Annotated in this window: 15 protein-coding genes and 1 pseudogene; 11 read left to right on the top strand and 5 right to left on the bottom strand. The window is 60.4% G+C overall.

Translation table 11 applies throughout. The annotated features are described in order from the left end of the window. Positions 1–92 precede the first annotated feature (92 nt). The 5 genes from LOY31_RS07400 (at position 93) to LOY31_RS07380 (ending at position 2,688) form a co-directional block, all read left to right on the top strand. Positions 93–263 carry a YhfG family protein gene (locus LOY31_RS07400; RefSeq protein ID WP_007956564.1) on the top strand — a complete coding sequence of 57 codons (171 nt, stop codon included), beginning with the start codon at positions 93–95 and terminating at the stop codon, positions 261–263. Continuing rightward, the gene (locus LOY31_RS07395; RefSeq protein WP_221533377.1) at positions 260–871 is read left to right on the top strand and encodes a Fic family protein; all 612 of its coding nucleotides are present in this window, start codon (positions 260–262) and stop codon (positions 869–871) included. The genes LOY31_RS07400 and LOY31_RS07395 overlap by 4 nt, the downstream gene beginning before the upstream one ends. Positions 872–967: 96 nt before the next feature. After that, positions 968–1,243 carry a hypothetical protein gene (locus LOY31_RS07390; RefSeq protein ID WP_007956561.1) on the top strand — a complete coding sequence of 92 codons (276 nt, stop codon included), beginning with the start codon at positions 968–970 and terminating at the stop codon, positions 1,241–1,243. 249 nt (positions 1,244–1,492) lie between these two features. Then, a complete protein-coding gene (locus LOY31_RS07385) occupies positions 1,493–2,098 on the top strand; it encodes a papain-like cysteine protease family protein (protein WP_179692320.1) in 606 nt (201 codons plus the stop codon). Next, positions 2,089–2,688 carry a hypothetical protein gene (locus LOY31_RS07380; RefSeq protein ID WP_221533378.1) on the top strand — a complete coding sequence of 200 codons (600 nt, stop codon included), beginning with the start codon at positions 2,089–2,091 and terminating at the stop codon, positions 2,686–2,688. The genes LOY31_RS07385 and LOY31_RS07380 overlap by 10 nt, the downstream gene beginning before the upstream one ends. 63 nt (positions 2,689–2,751) lie before the next feature. Here LOY31_RS07380 and LOY31_RS07375 read toward each other — a convergent pair whose 3' ends face one another. Continuing rightward, positions 2,752–4,092 carry a DEAD/DEAH box helicase gene (locus tag LOY31_RS07375; protein ID WP_085605653.1) on the bottom strand — a complete coding sequence of 447 codons (1,341 nt, stop codon included), beginning with the start codon at positions 4,090–4,092 and terminating at the stop codon, positions 2,752–2,754. Positions 4,093–4,283: 191 nt separating this feature from the next. On the opposite strand from LOY31_RS07375, the gene LOY31_RS07370 reads away from it, so the two are divergent. Further along, positions 4,284–5,582 carry a mechanosensitive ion channel family protein gene (locus LOY31_RS07370; protein ID WP_221533379.1) on the top strand — a complete coding sequence of 433 codons (1,299 nt, stop codon included), beginning with the start codon at positions 4,284–4,286 and terminating at the stop codon, positions 5,580–5,582. A gap of 65 nt (positions 5,583–5,647) precedes the next feature. On the opposite strand, the pseudogene LOY31_RS07365 reads toward LOY31_RS07370, so the two are convergent. Continuing rightward, a pseudogene (locus LOY31_RS07365) lies at positions 5,648–6,288 on the bottom strand (hydrolase). A 169-nt stretch (positions 6,289–6,457) separates the two neighbouring features. Between LOY31_RS07365 and LOY31_RS07360 the strand changes: the two are divergent. Next, positions 6,458–7,363, top strand: coding sequence for a LysR family transcriptional regulator (locus LOY31_RS07360; protein ID WP_085605645.1), 906 nt, complete (start codon positions 6,458–6,460; stop codon positions 7,361–7,363). Here LOY31_RS07360 and LOY31_RS07355 read toward each other — a convergent pair. The 3 genes from LOY31_RS07355 to LOY31_RS07345 form a co-directional block, all read right to left on the bottom strand. Next, positions 7,308–8,189 carry a carboxylate/amino acid/amine transporter gene (locus tag LOY31_RS07355; protein ID WP_085605643.1) on the bottom strand — a complete coding sequence of 294 codons (882 nt, stop codon included), beginning with the start codon at positions 8,187–8,189 and terminating at the stop codon, positions 7,308–7,310. The genes LOY31_RS07360 and LOY31_RS07355 overlap by 56 nt on opposite strands. A gap of 345 nt (positions 8,190–8,534) precedes the next feature. Next, positions 8,535–9,134: an FMN-dependent NADH-azoreductase gene (locus LOY31_RS07350; protein WP_007956545.1), complete on the bottom strand. Its 600-nt coding sequence runs from the start codon at positions 9,132–9,134 to the stop codon at positions 8,535–8,537. 159 nt (positions 9,135–9,293) lie between these two features. Beyond that, positions 9,294–9,608, bottom strand: coding sequence for a hypothetical protein (locus tag LOY31_RS07345; RefSeq protein ID WP_011332961.1), 315 nt, complete (start codon positions 9,606–9,608; stop codon positions 9,294–9,296). A gap of 49 nt (positions 9,609–9,657) precedes the next feature. Here LOY31_RS07345 and LOY31_RS07340 point away from each other — a divergent pair, with 49 nt between their 5' ends. The 4 genes from LOY31_RS07340 to LOY31_RS07325 all read left to right on the top strand — a co-directional run bounded on the left by LOY31_RS07340 (position 9,658) and on the right by LOY31_RS07325 (position 13,886). Next, positions 9,658–10,581 carry a LysR family transcriptional regulator gene (locus LOY31_RS07340; RefSeq protein ID WP_007956543.1) on the top strand — a complete coding sequence of 308 codons (924 nt, stop codon included), beginning with the start codon at positions 9,658–9,660 and terminating at the stop codon, positions 10,579–10,581. Positions 10,582–10,595: 14 nt separating this feature from the next. Next, complete coding sequence (locus LOY31_RS07335; RefSeq protein ID WP_007956542.1) at positions 10,596–11,399, top strand: alpha/beta fold hydrolase; 804 nt, start codon at positions 10,596–10,598, stop codon at positions 11,397–11,399. A gap of 3 nt (positions 11,400–11,402) precedes the next feature. Further along, on the top strand, positions 11,403–11,966 hold the full coding sequence (locus tag LOY31_RS07330; RefSeq protein WP_007956541.1) for a peptidylprolyl isomerase A: 564 nt from the start codon (positions 11,403–11,405) through the stop codon (positions 11,964–11,966). Between the two features lie 87 nt (positions 11,967–12,053). After that, on the top strand, positions 12,054–13,886 hold the full coding sequence (locus LOY31_RS07325; RefSeq protein WP_221533381.1) for an ABC transporter ATP-binding protein: 1,833 nt from the start codon (positions 12,054–12,056) through the stop codon (positions 13,884–13,886). The last annotated feature ends 137 nt before the right edge of the window (positions 13,887–14,023 follow it).

Raw genomic sequence — 14,023 nt, 5'->3', positions numbered from 1 at the left:
AATGGTGCCGCAGGATGTGCGATGCTAGGTCGAACGAGCCGTCACGGCTTCGTTCGACTATAATTGGCACATTCCCGCATCAAGAGGCCGATATGGAAAAGCTGAGTCTGCAAACCAAGAAAGCCTGGTTCGCGAAGCAACGCAGAGCCAATTTCGCGGCCAGCCTGCGCCTGGAAGGCTTTGTTCCATCTCCGACTGATGGCGATATCAAACTTCCCACCAGGGCCGCTGCCTTGAGAGCGGTCCAGCTCTTGAAAGCTTGAGCAACGATAAATACGGTTCTGACCAAGCCCCGGATTGTTATCCGGGCACTGACGTTCTTGTCAATTTGCTCGACTTGCGCAATGCCGAAGACCTGGATGAGGCAGAACGCTACATCAACGAAGTCGCCTCTGCGCGTTTGGAATTCATTCCTCCTCCCTACAGTCTTGCAACTTTAAAACGGGTGCACCGCACCTTGTTTGAAGCGATCTATCCATGGGCCGGCGAAATCCGGACACTGGCGATCAGTAAAGGCAGTACGCGATTTTGCAGCCCGGAATACATTGAGCGTGAAGTCGCTAGAGAACTTTCGAAAATGGCGGACGCTGGGTGGTTTGAAGGGTTTTCCCGTCAACAGCTGGTTTCAGCAGTCGCCGCTTCGTATGGCACCCTAAATGTGGCTCATCCGTTCAGGGAGGGAAATGGCCGAACCCAGCGCATCCTGTTCGAATACATCATTTTCAACGCCGGCTATCTCATCGACTGGGGGATGGTCGATCAAGTGGAATGGATCAAGGCATGTATTCACTCCTACCACGGTGATGACGATCCTCTTGTCGATGTATTCAACCGATGCATAGGCATTTCAATTGCCGAGGTCGACTTTTGAACAAGGCATCCCCCTAACGCCAGTCGCAGTGAACTTTTCGCTAGCCAGAACCCTCAACCGGTTAACCCGCCTTAACCGGAACTGAGGCCTGCCCCCATGAAAACCCTGCTCAAGCTCACCCTCGCCGCCACGCTCGCCTGCGCCCTGCCCGTTTGGGCCTGTACGCCGGAGGAAGCCACCGCCAAACGTGAGCAACTGGCCAAGGAAGTCGCGAAGCTCACCGAGCAAAACCCGACCAAGGCCAAAGAGATCAACGCCGAGTTGCAGAAAATGGACCTGGGCACTGCCTCCGCCGATCTGCCGGACAAATGTCAGTTGATCGATCAGCGCTTGAAAGAGCTGGGGTCGGCGGAGAAAAAAACCGAGGGATAGCACCCGCTCAGACAACGGCAGGCTTTGGCATCGATCAGGCTGGATCGATACCAAAGCCTGCTTCCTTTTATCCGGAAATTTGCATTAGTGCATTTTGTTATTTGCACAAATGCATATTCACACCTAGGGTTACCCCGAGCCTGATCGGAACCGGCCATCGGAGATGGCAACCCTTGAACACCGATCGCTCGGTAATACCGTTATCCCGCAAACGCGGAACGTTTGTTTTCATTCATGGAGGATTGAAAAATGTTAACCACTGAAACAACGGCATTCACCGGCAACACCCTGCCCGAATGTCTGATCGGACATCTGCTCGACCCGCAACTGGTCGAGGTCGAGGCAGCTGTTCAACAGCGCGCCCTGGCTGCTGCCAGCCTGAACTTCACGATGCAGCAACAGACCCAGACCAACTGGTGCTGGGCCGCCGCTTCCGCCTCGGTCGGCAATTATTACGGCACCGGGTCCTGGACCCAATGCGCCGTTGCCAGCGCCGCGCTGGATCGCAACTGCTGCAATCAACCGGGGCCGTGCAACGTGTACGGCTATCTGGACGTTGCGCTGAAGATCACCCGCAGTTTCAACGGCATGAATTCGGGCTCGCTGCAGATGTCGGCCATCCAGAACCAGATCAACATGGGCCGCCCGATCGGCCTGCGTTGCGCCTGGTACGGCGGCGGTGCGCACTTTCTGGCGATCTACGGCACCAACGGCAATTACGTGCTGGTTGCGGACTCGATTTACGGCTATTCGACCCGCGCGCTGAGTTCCTTCCCCGGTTCCTACAACGGCGGCGGCAACTGGACCCACACTTACTTCACGGCGAAAAACCAGGGGGCGACATCATGCAACTGACTTATCCAAAGGCGCCTTCCAACGGCGTACAGACTTTGCGTCCGGCCCTGCAGGCCGCGTTGCAAACCCAGGGTTTTGGCGTCAATCGCCAGTTCGCCAGTGCTGCGCCCGCCGGGATCAGCCTCAGCGAAGCCTATCGTGGCTACTCGCTCAGTCTGGACGACCTGAGCCAGGGCAAAGGCCTGAAAAACGCCCGAGTGGGCGATTGGCATTACCTGGTGTTCTCAGGCGGGGTGTCGATTGCCGATGCGCAATTGGCCGAAGTACGCGGTCACGTCGAGTTCGCCTCGTTGAACCATGGCAATCTGGCGGCCGCCACGGTCGATGCGCTGAGGCTGGCGGAGCAATCGCCGCAACTGAAGGGTAAAACCGTTGAGCTGCGGATGCTGTTTGTGTCGGCGCTGCACCTTGTAGCGATCTGGCTGCATGCGGCCGGCGAAGACGTACTGATCCCGATCGAGCCAACCCCAAAAGAACTGGCGCTGACCGGGCTGTACAGCGAGGCCGCCCTGCTCGCACAGCTCAAACCGGCAGCCGATCAGGCCAAGCGGCGCTTTGATGCCGACACCACTGGCCTGCTGGGCAGTTGATAAACCCTGGCGATAAAAAAACCCGGACCATGTCCGGGTTTTTCTTTGCCTGCCTGAAACGACTTATTCAGCCGCTGGTGCTGCCGGCTTGCGGCGTTTCAGCGGGGCCATGCCATCGCTGCTCACCAGAGCGTCCGGCTTCGGACGGTTGGCGCTCTTGCGCTTGGTCGGGGTCTTGGCGGCGGTTTTCTTCTTGTCGCCCTTGGCGTCGGTCTTTTTCTTCTTCACGCCGACGGCTTTGCCCGAGGCCTTGACCTTTTTCGGTCCGCCGTAGGTGCCTTTGACTTCCTTGATGGTGCGGCGCTCGAAGCTCTGCTTCAGATAACGCTCGATGCTCGACATCAGGTTCCAGTCGCCGTGGCAGATCAGCGAGATCGCCAGACCGTCGTTGCCGGCACGGCCGGTACGACCGATGCGGTGTACGTATTCGTCGCCGCTGCGTGGCATGTCGAAGTTGATCACCAGATCCAGGCCGTCAACGTCCAGACCACGGGCCGCCACATCGGTGGCCACCAGGATCTTCACGCCGCCCTGCTTCAGACGGTCGATCGCCAGTTTGCGATCCTTCTGGTCTTTTTCGCCGTGCAGCACGAACGCCTTGTATTCCTGGGCAACGAGGCGACCGTAGATGCGGTCGGCCATGGCCCGGGTGTTGGTGAAGACGATGGCCTTCTGGTAGGTCTCGTTGGCCAGCAGCCAGTTCACGATCTGTTCTTTGTGCTGGTTGTGGTCGGCGGTGATGATCTGCTGACGGGTGGTGTCGTTCAGCTGGCTGACCGCGTTGAGCTGCAAGTGCTCAGGGTTGTTCAGCACCTTGGCGATCATCTCGCGCAGGCCGGAACCGCCGGTGGTGGCGGAGAACAGCATGGTCTGCTGACGGTTCGGGCATTCGTCGACCAGACGCTGCACGTCTTCGGCAAAACCCATGTCGAGCATGCGGTCGGCTTCGTCGAGCACCAGCACTTCGACTTCTTTCAAATCGAGGTTGCCGGCGTTCAGTTGCTCGATCATCCGGCCCGGAGTACCGATCAGGATGTCCGGCACCTTGCGCAACATGGCGGCCTGGACCTTGAAGTCTTCACCGCCGGTGATAAGGCCAGACTTGATGAAAGTGAACTGCGAAAAGCGCTCGACTTCCTTCAGGGTCTGCTGGGCCAGCTCGCGGGTCGGCAGCAGGATCAGGGTCTTGATGCTGACGCGGATCTTGGCCGGGCCGATCAGGCGGTTGAGGATCGGCAGGACGAAAGCGGCGGTCTTGCCGCTACCGGTTTGCGCCGTCACCCGCAGGTCACGCCCCTGAAGCGCCAGCGGAATGGCCGCGGCTTGCACAGGCGTTGGCTCGACAAATTTCAGCTCGGCCACGGCTTTGAGCAGGCGTTCGTGCAGGGCGAATTGGGAAAACACGGGTGCTACCTCGAAGATATGCAAAAAATCAGCTGCATAGGTTACCGGTTTCGAGCGCTCAGGCCGAGTTTCTTTATGAAATACGCCGTAATCAGTGGCTTTTTTGTTGCTCGATTTGTCTTCAACGGTAATACACAGCGTCTTAAATGCTCTAATCGCCCGTCGCGTCTTACAGAAGAATCGTCTCTCTTATGGATTTCAAACAGCTCTGGCTCAACGCCCAAGACCTCTGGGGTGCCCTCGAACAGCACCCGCTCCTGCACGCCGGCCTGGCTTTGGTGCTGCTGCTGGTGATCGCGCTGGTCCTCGGACGAGTGGCACGCTACCTGATCCTGCATGCCAGCCGCATGCTCGGTCGCCAGCCCGCGCTGCACTGGATCAACGACTTTCGCCATAACAAGGTGTTTCAGCGTCTGGCGCAGATGACGCCTTCGCTGGTGATCCAGTTCGGCCTGCATCTGGTGCCGGAGCTGAGCAAGACCGCCACGGTGTTCCTCGGCAACGTCGCACTGGCATTCACCATTCTGTTCCTGCTGCTGTCGGTCAGCGCCCTGCTCAATGCGCTTCTGGACATCTACGCCCGCACCGAACACGCCCGCACCCGCTCGATCAAGGGTTATGTGCAGCTGGCGAAAATGGTTCTGTACGTGTTCGGCGCGATCATCATCGTCGCCACCCTGATCGACCGTTCGCCGCTGTTGCTGCTGTCCGGTCTGGGTGCGATGTCGGCGGTGATCCTGTTGGTCTACAAGGACACCCTGCTGTCGTTCGTCGCCAGCGTGCAACTGACCAGCAACGACATGCTGCGGGTCGGCGACTGGATCGAAATGCCACAAGTCGGCGCCGATGGCGACGTGGTCGACATCACCCTGCACACGGTCAAGGTGCAGAACTTCGACAAGACCATCGTCTCGATCCCGACCTGGCGCCTGATGTCCGAGTCGTTCAGAAACTGGCGCGGTATGCAGCAATCCGGCGGGCGACGGATCAAGCGCAGCCTGTTCATCGACGCCAGCGGTGTGCGGTTCATCCGCGACGATGAAGAAGAAAAACTCTCCCAGGTGCACCTGCTGACCGCCTACATGGGCCGCAAGAAAGCCGAGCTCAAGGCCTGGAACGAGGCGCAAGGCAATGTCGCGGCGATGTCGGCCAACCGCCGGCGCATGACCAACATCGGTACGTTCCGCGCTTATGCCTTGGCTTACTTGAAGAGTCACCCGGAGATCCAGCCGAACATGACCTGCATGGTCCGCCAGATGCAGACCACCGCCCAAGGCATTCCGCTGGAAATCTACTGCTTTACCACGACCACGGTGTGGGCCGATTACGAGCGGATCCAGGGGGATATTTTCGATTACCTGCTGGCGGTACTGCCGGAGTTTGGCCTGAGCCTGTATCAGCAGCCGAGTGGTGGGGATTTGCGCTCCGGGATATTGCCGGCAGTCCTTGGCGCGAGCCATATTCCGGCAGCCGAAAAACATCTGATGTAACGCTTTCTTCAAACGCAAAAAAAAGACGCAACCCCGGTTGCGTCTTTTTTTGTCCGGCCGATTTATCAGGCCTGCCGCTGCGGTGCCTTGTGCACCATGGTGTAGGCGTAATCGACGCCCATGCCATACGCGCCGCTGTGTTCCAGCACTAGGTCCATTACCGCCTGATACGTGTTTTTGTGCGCCCAGTCACGCTGGTATTCGAGCAGCACTTGCTGCCAGGTCACCGGCACTGCGCCGGCCTGAATCATCCGCTGCACCGACATGTCGTGGGCTTCCTTGGTAGTGCCGCCGGACGCGTCGGTAACGATGTACACCTCGTAGCCTTCAGCCAGGGCTTCCAGCGCCGGGAAGGTCAGGCAGACCTCGGTCCAGAGCGCGGCGATGATCAGTTTCTTGCGGCCGGTGGCCTTCACGGCGTCAACCAGCGCCTTGTCTTCCAGGAGTTCATCGAGGTGCGCTCGATCGGCTTCTGCTCCGGGTGCACCGCCAGCAGCTCCGGCCAGATGTAGCCGCTGAAGCTTTCGGTTTCGACCGAGGTGTAGATGGTCGGTACGTTGAAGATCTTGGCAGCCTTGGCCAGGCCGACGGTGTTGTTCTTCAGGGTCTGACGGTCGATCGACTGCACGCCGAAAGCCATTTGCGGCTGGTGGTCGATCAGGATCAGGGCGGAGTTGGTTGGGTTCAGCAGTTCACGGATAGACATGGCGCGTTCCTTTTGATGTCGTTTCAGAGTTTCGATTGGGTAATGGGTGAGTCGAGTGGCGTGCCGTCTGCGGCGTTGTTGTCTCGGCTTGGATGTCACTTTAGGGGCTAGCCGATAAAGGGACAATTCCCTAAAATCGAGAATCATTGATTCTAAAAAAGGGACAATCATGGATCGCATCGAATGCATGCGCGCCTTCGTGGTGACGGTCGGCGAAAACGGCTTCGCAGCTGCTGCCCGGGCGATGGACGTGCCCCGCTCGAAAGTCAGCAAACAGATTCAGGCGCTGGAAGAAGCCATCGGCGTACAGCTGCTGCAACGCACCACCCGCAGCCTGCACCTGACCGAGGCCGGTGCCGAGTATTTCGAAGCGGCGCGGGAAGTGATTGCGGCACTGGACGAGGCCGAGCAGCGAGCGCGGGACGGGGTGGGCGAATTGCGCGGAGTGTTGCGGGTCAACGCACCGATGTCGTTCGGCCTGCGGCGCTTGGGCAAGCTGATCCCGCTGTTCCACGAGCAGCACCCGAACATCGAGCTGCAACTGGTGCTCAGCGACCAGCAGGTCGATCCGGTGCGCGGCGGGTTCGACGTGACGATCCGCATCGCCAGCCTGCCCGACTCGACCATGATCGCCCGGCAACTGGCGCCGGCGCCAAGAATCATGGTCGCCTCCCCTGCTTACCTCGAACGCGCGGGCACACCGCAAACCCCGCAGGATCTGCGCTCACATCAATGCTTGAACTACGGCTATCTGCAGAGCGGGGTCAGCCTGCAACTGTGCAACGGCAAGGAGACCCAGCGCGTCAACGTCACCGGGCCGTTGCACGCCAACAACGGCGACCTGCTGGCGCAAGCGGCCGAGGCCGGCATGGGCATTGCGCTGCTGCCGGACTTCATCGTCGAAGAAGCGTTGGCCGCCGGGCGACTGGTGCCGGTGCTGTGCGAATGGCAAGCCCCGGCAATCACCATCAACGCGGTGTATTCGTCAGCGCGGCGGGTGCCGCAGAAGACCCGGGCGTTTATCGAGTTTCTGGTGGGGCAACTGGCGCCGGCCTGCGAATCCCCAACCGGCTGATCCACACCGCCGCCAGGATCACGCTGCCACCGAGGAACAACCGCCCGAGCTCTTCATGCTGATTCCAGATCAGCAGGTTCAGCAGCAAGCCCACCGGCACGTGCAGGTTGTTCATCACCGCCAGGGTGCCGCCGTTGACCAGGCACGCGCCCTTGTTCCACCAGTACAAACCGAGTGCGGTCGAGACCAAACCGAGGAACACCAGCACGCCCCATTGCAGCGGTGCTTCGGGCAGGAAGTTGGATTTGCCGAACAGCAGGAACGCCGGCAACGCCACCGCCAATGCGCCGAGGTAGAAGAAACCGAAACGCCGGTAGTGCGGCAGATCGCTCGGGTGTTTCGCCACTAGGTGTTTGTACAGAACCTGCCCGGCGGCGTAGGTGAAGTTGGCCAGTTGCAGCAGCAAAAAGCCCATGAAGAAGTCCGGGTTGATCCGGTCGTAGCGGATCACCGCCGCGCCTGCGACCGCCACCAGTGCGGCGATCAGCGCCCACGGATTGAAGCGTCGGTTGAGCGCGTCTTCGATCAGCGTCACATGCAGCGGCGTGAGGATGGTGAACAGCAGCACTTCCGGCACCGTCAGCACGCGGAAGCTCAAATACAGGCAGACGTAGGTCACGCCGAACTGCAACGCGCCGATCAGCAGCATGCCGCGCATGAACGCCGGTTCCACCGAACGCCAGCGGGTCAGCGGGATAAACACCAGCCCGGCCAGCACCACCCGCACCAGCACCGCGAAGTAGCTGTCGACATGACCGGCCAGGTATTCGCCGATCAGACTGAAGGAAAACGCCTGGATCAGCGTGACAAAAAGTAGATAGCCCATGCTCGCCTCGATTTCGAATGGCGGCGACGATAGCGTTTTTTGCTTCTGATCGCGAACCCTCCAACAACACAGATCCATGTGGGAGCGGGCTTGCTCGCGAAGGCGGTGTGTCAGGCGATATCAATCTTGATTGAAACATCGCTTTCGCGAGCAAGCCCGCTCCCACAGGGGAGGTGCTGCGTTGCAAAAATCGCAGGCAAAAAAAAGCCCGATCTCGCTAAAGCGTTCAATCGGGCTACAGCACTCAGGAGCAACAAGTGCAAAGGGAGGTTCGATGCGCGTAGAGCCTTGAAGGGGTTGCGCCAGGTCACTAGAACAATCGGCGATTATCTGGCGATTAACATATCAAGCGACCTGGGACAGTTTGGCGTTGGCCTGGTTGAGGCCTTTCTCCTGGAAGTCGCCGCCCAGGTTCATGCCTTCGGCGTGGATGAAGGTCACGTCGTGGATACCGATGAAACCCATCACCTGACGCAGGTACGGTTCCTGATGATCCGCCGGGCCGCCGGCGTAGATCCCGCCGCGAGCGGTCAGCACGTAGGCACGCTTGCCGCTGAGCAGGCCTTGCGGGCCGGTTTCGGTGTACTTGAAGGTCACGCCGGCACGCAGTACGTGGTCGAGCCAGGCTTTCAGGGTGCTCGGGATCGCGAAGTTGTACATCGGCGCAGCCATCACCAGCACGTCGGCCGCCAGCAACTCATCGGTCAATTCGTTGGAACGGTCCAGCGAGGACTGCTCGCTGTCGTTGCGCTGCTCGGCGGATTTCATCCAGCCGCCCAGCAGGTTGATGTCCAGGTGCGGCACCGGGTTCACGGCGAGGTCACGTACGGTGATCTGATCGGCCGGATGCGCCGCTTTCCACTGACTGATAAAGGTCTGGGTCAGTTGACGGGAAACCGAGTCTTGCTGGCGGGCGCTGCTTTCGATGATCAGAACGCGGGACATGTTGTGTAGCCTCCATCCGAGAATGTTGTAAGTCGATGGAGTGAAGGTTAAACAGAGTCGTATCGATGAGAAAGCGCAAATAATTGCTGCAAAGCATCGAAAAATTCGTTTAGATGCAAGCCATACCCTGTGGGAGCCCACCCCCACAGGGCCGTGACGCTATTTCGGGGTGCAGCTCAGCTTGATGCGCAGCTTGATGATGGTCCGGGTGAACTTGGCCGTGGCGTTCTTATGCTTGCCCGCGGCCACTTCGATGTTGCGGGTGCGCGGCGCTTCCGGGCCGTTGGTGAACACCACCTTGCAGGTCGCGTCGACGTCGCCGTAGTTGTTGACCTGGATGGAGCCGATGTCGTTATCGGTGTCGAACGCGTTGTAGTCGATCTTCAGGCCGTTGAGGTCCTTTTCCACATCGATCGGGTACGCAAACGCAGTCAGCGGAAGCAGCGCCAGCAACACACAACAGAATTTTTTCATTCGGCAGTCTCCATGAGGGATCGCCAGCTTAGGACAAGAGGAGCTATTGATGAAAGCGCCCCGCGTGACCCTTGATCAATGGCGAACGTTGCAGGCCGTGGTCGACCACGGCGGATTCGCCCAGGCCGCCGAGGCCCTGCATCGCTCGCAATCGTCGGTGAGCTACACCGTCGCCCGCATGCAGGATCAGCTCGGCGTGCCGCTGTTGCGCATCGACGGCCGCAAGGCTGTGCTGACCGAAGCCGGCGGCGTGTTGCTGCGCCGCTCGCGACAACTGGTGAAACAGGCCAGCCAGCTGGAAGACCTCGCCCATCACATGGAGCAGGGTTGGGAAGCCGAAGTGCGGCTGGTGGTCGACGCCGCCTACCCCAGCGCCCGCCTCGTCCGCGCCCTGACCGCGTTCATGCCGCAAAGCCGTGGCTGCCGCGTGCGTCTGCGTGAGGAAGTGCTGTCGGGCGTCGAAGAAGTGCTGCTCGAAGGCGTGGCCGACCTGGCCATCACCGGCCTGAGCATTCCCGGTTACCTCGGCGCGGAATTGAGCGACGTGGAATTCGTCGCCGTCGCCCACCCCGAACACGCGCTGCACCGGTTGAACCGCGAGCTGAATTTCCAGGATCTGGAAACCCAGATGCAAGTGGTGATCCGCGACTCCGGCCGCCAGCAACCCCGGGACGTCGGCTGGCTCGGCGCCGAACAGCGCTGGACTGTCGGCAGCCTCGCCACCGCCGCCAACTTTGTCTCCAGCGGCCTGGGCTTCGCCTGGCTGCCACGGCACATGATCGAACGGGAATTGAAAGAAGGCCTGCTCAAGCTGCTACCGTTGGATCAGGGCGGCAGCCGCAATCCGAGCTTCTATCTGTACTCGAACAAGGACAAACCCCTGGGCCCGGCTTCGCAGATCCTCGTCGAACTGCTGCGCACCTTCGACACTCTGCCGCTGGACGCACCGTTCGCCGCCCCCGAACAAGCCTGACACGGAGTTCACCGATGGCGTATTTCGAGCATGAAGGTTGCAACCTGCACTACGAGGAATATGGCCACGGCGATCCGTTGCTGCTGGTTCACGGTCTGGGCTCCAGCACCCTGGACTGGGAAATGCAGATTCCCGCGCTGGCCGCGCATTACCGGGTGATCGTCCCGGATGTGCGCGGTCACGGCCGCTCCGACAAGCCCCGCGAGCGCTACAGCATCGCCGGGTTCAGCGCCGACATCGTTGCCCTGATCGAGCATTTGAAGCTCGGCCCGGTGCACTACGCCGGGCTGTCCATGGGCGGCATGATCGGCTTCCAGTTCGCCGTCGATCAGCCGCAGATGCTCAAGAGCCTGACCATCGTCAACAGCGCACCCGAGGTCAAAGTGCGCAGCCGCGACGATTACTGGCAGTGGTTCAAGCGCTGGAGCCTGATGCGCCTGCTCAGCCTTGCCACCATCGGCAAAGCCCTTGGCGCCAAGCTGTTCCCCAAACCGGAGCAGGCCGATTTGCGTCAGAAAATGGCGGAGCGCTGGGCAAAAAACGACAAACGTGCTTATCTCGCCAGCTTCGATGCGATTGTTGGCTGGGGGGTTCAGGAACGACTTTCCCGGGTCACCTGTCCAACCCTCGTCGTCAGCGCCGACCGGGACTACACCCCGGTTTCGCTGAAAGAAACCTATGTCAGACTGCTGCCCGATGCGCGGCTGGTGGTGATCGCCGATTCGCGCCACGCCACCCCGCTCGATCAGCCCGAACGCTTCAATCAAACGCTGCTGGAGTTCCTCGCCACAGCCGATAATCACCCTCAGGATCACTGACCCATGCTGAAAAAACTCGCCCTCGCCGCCGGCACCGTGCTGTTCGCTGCCAACCTGATGGCTGCCACGCCGGCAAAAGCGCCGCACGTGCTGCTGGACACCACCAACGGCCAGATCGAAATCGAACTGGACCCGGTCAAGGCGCCGATCAGTACCAAGAACTTCCTCGAGTACGTCGACAGCGGTTTCTACACCAACACCATTTTCCACCGCGTGATCCCGGGCTTCATGGCCCAGGGCGGCGGCTTCACCCAGCAGATGCAACAGAAAGAAACCAAGGCGCCGATCAAGAACGAAGCCAGCAACGGTCTGCATAACGTTCGTGGCACCCTGTCGATGGCTCGTACTTCCAACCCGGATTCGGCCACCAGCCAGTTCTTTATCAACGTCGCCGACAACGCCTTCCTCGACCCGGGCCGTGACGCCGGTTACGCGGTGTTCGCCAAAGTGGTCAAGGGCATGGACGTGGTCGACATCATCGTCAACTCCCAGACCACCACCAAACAGGGCATGCAAAACGTGCCGGTCGACCCTGTGATCATCAAGTCGGCCAAGCGCATCGACTAAGCTTTACAGGGCATATCGAGCGGTGCTGACTGACGTCACGCCGCTCACACTGATAAAAGGAGAGCCCGTGCTCCGGGCGGTTATCTGATGCTCTATCGCCGTTTCGAACAACTGATCGACATATTCCGCGATGCCCCGACGGCATCCCCGCCGGACCGCGTTCTGCCCTTCTATACCTATTACCTGAAGCAGGTCTGGCCGAGTTTCGCCGCCCTGTTGATCGTCGGCCTGTTCGGTGCACTGATCGAAGTGGCGCTGTTCAGTTACCTGAGCCGCATCATCGACCTCGCCCAGGGCACGCCGAACGCAGACTTCTTCAAAGTGCATGGCGTCGAACTGGCGTGGATGGCGGTGGTGGCATTGCTGCTGCGCCCCCTGTTCCTGGCCCTGCACGACATGCTGGTGCACCAGACCCTGAGCCCGAGCATGACCAGCATGATTCGCTGGCAGAACCACAGTTACGTGCTCAAGCAGAGCCTGAATTTCTTCCAGAACGACTTCGCCGGACGCATTGCCCAGCGCATCATGCAGACCGGCAACTCGCTGCGCGATTCCGCGGTGCAAGCGGTGGATGCGTTGTGGCATGTGCTGATCTACGCGATCAGTTCGCTGGTGCTGTTCGCCGAGGCCGACTGGCGCCTGATGATCCCGCTGCTGACGTGGATCGCGGCCTACGTCGGCGCGCTCTATTACTTCGTGCCTCGGGTCAAGGATCGCTCGGTGGAGGCCTCCGACGCGCGCTCGAAGCTGATGGGCCGGATCGTCGATGGCTACACCAACATCGCCACCCTGAAGCTGTTCGCCCACACCAACTTCGAACAGCACTACGCCCGCGAAGCGATCCAGGAACAGACCGAAAAAGCCCAGCTGGCCGGCCGCGTGGTCACCAGCATGGACGTGGCCATCACCACCATGAACGGCCTGCTGATCGTCGGCACCACGGCGCTGGCCCTGTGGCTATGGACGCAATCGCTGATCAGTGTCGGCGCGATTGCCTTGGCCACCGGCCTGGTGATCCGCATCGTCAACATGTCCGGCTGGATCATGTGGGTGGTCACCGGCATCTTCGAAAACATCGGCATGGTCCAGGACGGTCTGCAGACCATCTCGCAACCGGTCAGCGTCACCGATCACGAACAGGCCAAACCGCTGGCCGTGGCCCGTGGCGAAGTGCGTTTCGAGCACGTGGATTTTCACTACGGCAAGAAGAAAGGCATCATCGGCGACCTCAACCTGACCATCAAACCGGGCGAGAAAATCGGTCTGATCGGCCCGTCCGGCGCCGGCAAATCGACCCTGGTCAACCTGCTGCTGCGCCTGTACGACGTCGAGGGCGGGCGGATCCTGATCGACGGCCAGAACATCGCCGAAGTCGGCCAGGAAAGCCTGCGCGCGCGGATCGGCATGATCACTCAGGACACCTCGCTGCTGCACCGTTCGATCCGCGACAACTTGCTGTACGGCAAGCCCGACGCCACTGACGCCGAGCTCTGGGAAGCGGTGCGCAAGGCCCGCGCCGATGAGTTCATTCCGCTGCTGTCGGACGCCGAGGGGCGCACCGGATTCGACGCGCATGTCGGCGAACGCGGGGTGAAGCTATCCGGTGGTCAGCGTCAGCGGATCGCGATTGCGCGGGTGCTCCTCAAGGACGCACCGATCCTGATCATGGACGAAGCGACCTCGGCGCTGGACTCGGAAGTCGAAGCGGCGATTCAGGAAAGCCTGGAAACCCTGATGCAGGGCAAGACCGTGATCGCCATCGCTCACCGCCTCTCGACCATTGCCCGCATGGACCGGCTGGTGGTGCTGGAAAACGGCAAGATTGCTGAAAGCGGCAACCATGCCGAACTGCTGGCCCATGGCGGATTGTATGCGCGGCTGTGGGCGCACCAGACCGGAGGGTTTGTCGGCATCGACTGATCCTGCGTAAAGCACAAAAACCGCCAGAGCCCTTCAACCACGGGCTCTGGCGGTTTTTTATCGCCTGCTGGAAATCCACAAAATCCCTGCTGTACTGAGCCAAGGCTCCGGAACGGAACCTGTCGTAAGTCTGCAGG

The organism is Pseudomonas sp. B21-021, from assembly GCF_024749205.1.
Lineage (GTDB): Bacteria > Pseudomonadota > Gammaproteobacteria > Pseudomonadales > Pseudomonadaceae > Aquipseudomonas > Aquipseudomonas paraglycinae.
This window is presented reverse-complemented; position numbering and strand designations above follow the sequence as displayed.

What these genes read in the sequence shown, in the direction of transcription:
- LOY31_RS07345 (WP_011332961.1), bottom strand. Translation starts at nt 9,608, where the DNA reads ATGAAAAAATTCTGTTGTGTGTTGCTGGCGCTGCTTCCGCTGACTGCG.
- LOY31_RS07380 (WP_221533378.1), top strand. Translation starts at nt 2,089, where the DNA reads ATGCAACTGACTTATCCAAAGGCGCCTTCCAACGGCGTACAGACTTTG.
- LOY31_RS07360 (WP_085605645.1), top strand. Translation starts at nt 6,458, where the DNA reads ATGGATCGCATCGAATGCATGCGCGCCTTCGTGGTGACGGTCGGCGAA.
- LOY31_RS07385 (WP_179692320.1), top strand. Translation starts at nt 1,493, where the DNA reads ATGTTAACCACTGAAACAACGGCATTCACCGGCAACACCCTGCCCGAA.
- LOY31_RS07325 (WP_221533381.1), top strand. Translation starts at nt 12,054, where the DNA reads ATGCTCTATCGCCGTTTCGAACAACTGATCGACATATTCCGCGATGCC.
- LOY31_RS07355 (WP_085605643.1), bottom strand. Translation starts at nt 8,189, where the DNA reads ATGGGCTATCTACTTTTTGTCACGCTGATCCAGGCGTTTTCCTTCAGT.
- LOY31_RS07400 (WP_007956564.1), top strand. Translation starts at nt 93, where the DNA reads ATGGAAAAGCTGAGTCTGCAAACCAAGAAAGCCTGGTTCGCGAAGCAA.
- LOY31_RS07350 (WP_007956545.1), bottom strand. Translation starts at nt 9,134, where the DNA reads ATGTCCCGCGTTCTGATCATCGAAAGCAGCGCCCGCCAGCAAGACTCG.
- LOY31_RS07370 (WP_221533379.1), top strand. Translation starts at nt 4,284, where the DNA reads ATGGATTTCAAACAGCTCTGGCTCAACGCCCAAGACCTCTGGGGTGCC.
- LOY31_RS07340 (WP_007956543.1), top strand. Translation starts at nt 9,658, where the DNA reads ATGAAAGCGCCCCGCGTGACCCTTGATCAATGGCGAACGTTGCAGGCC.
- LOY31_RS07335 (WP_007956542.1), top strand. Translation starts at nt 10,596, where the DNA reads ATGGCGTATTTCGAGCATGAAGGTTGCAACCTGCACTACGAGGAATAT.
- LOY31_RS07330 (WP_007956541.1), top strand. Translation starts at nt 11,403, where the DNA reads ATGCTGAAAAAACTCGCCCTCGCCGCCGGCACCGTGCTGTTCGCTGCC.
- LOY31_RS07390 (WP_007956561.1), top strand. Translation starts at nt 968, where the DNA reads ATGAAAACCCTGCTCAAGCTCACCCTCGCCGCCACGCTCGCCTGCGCC.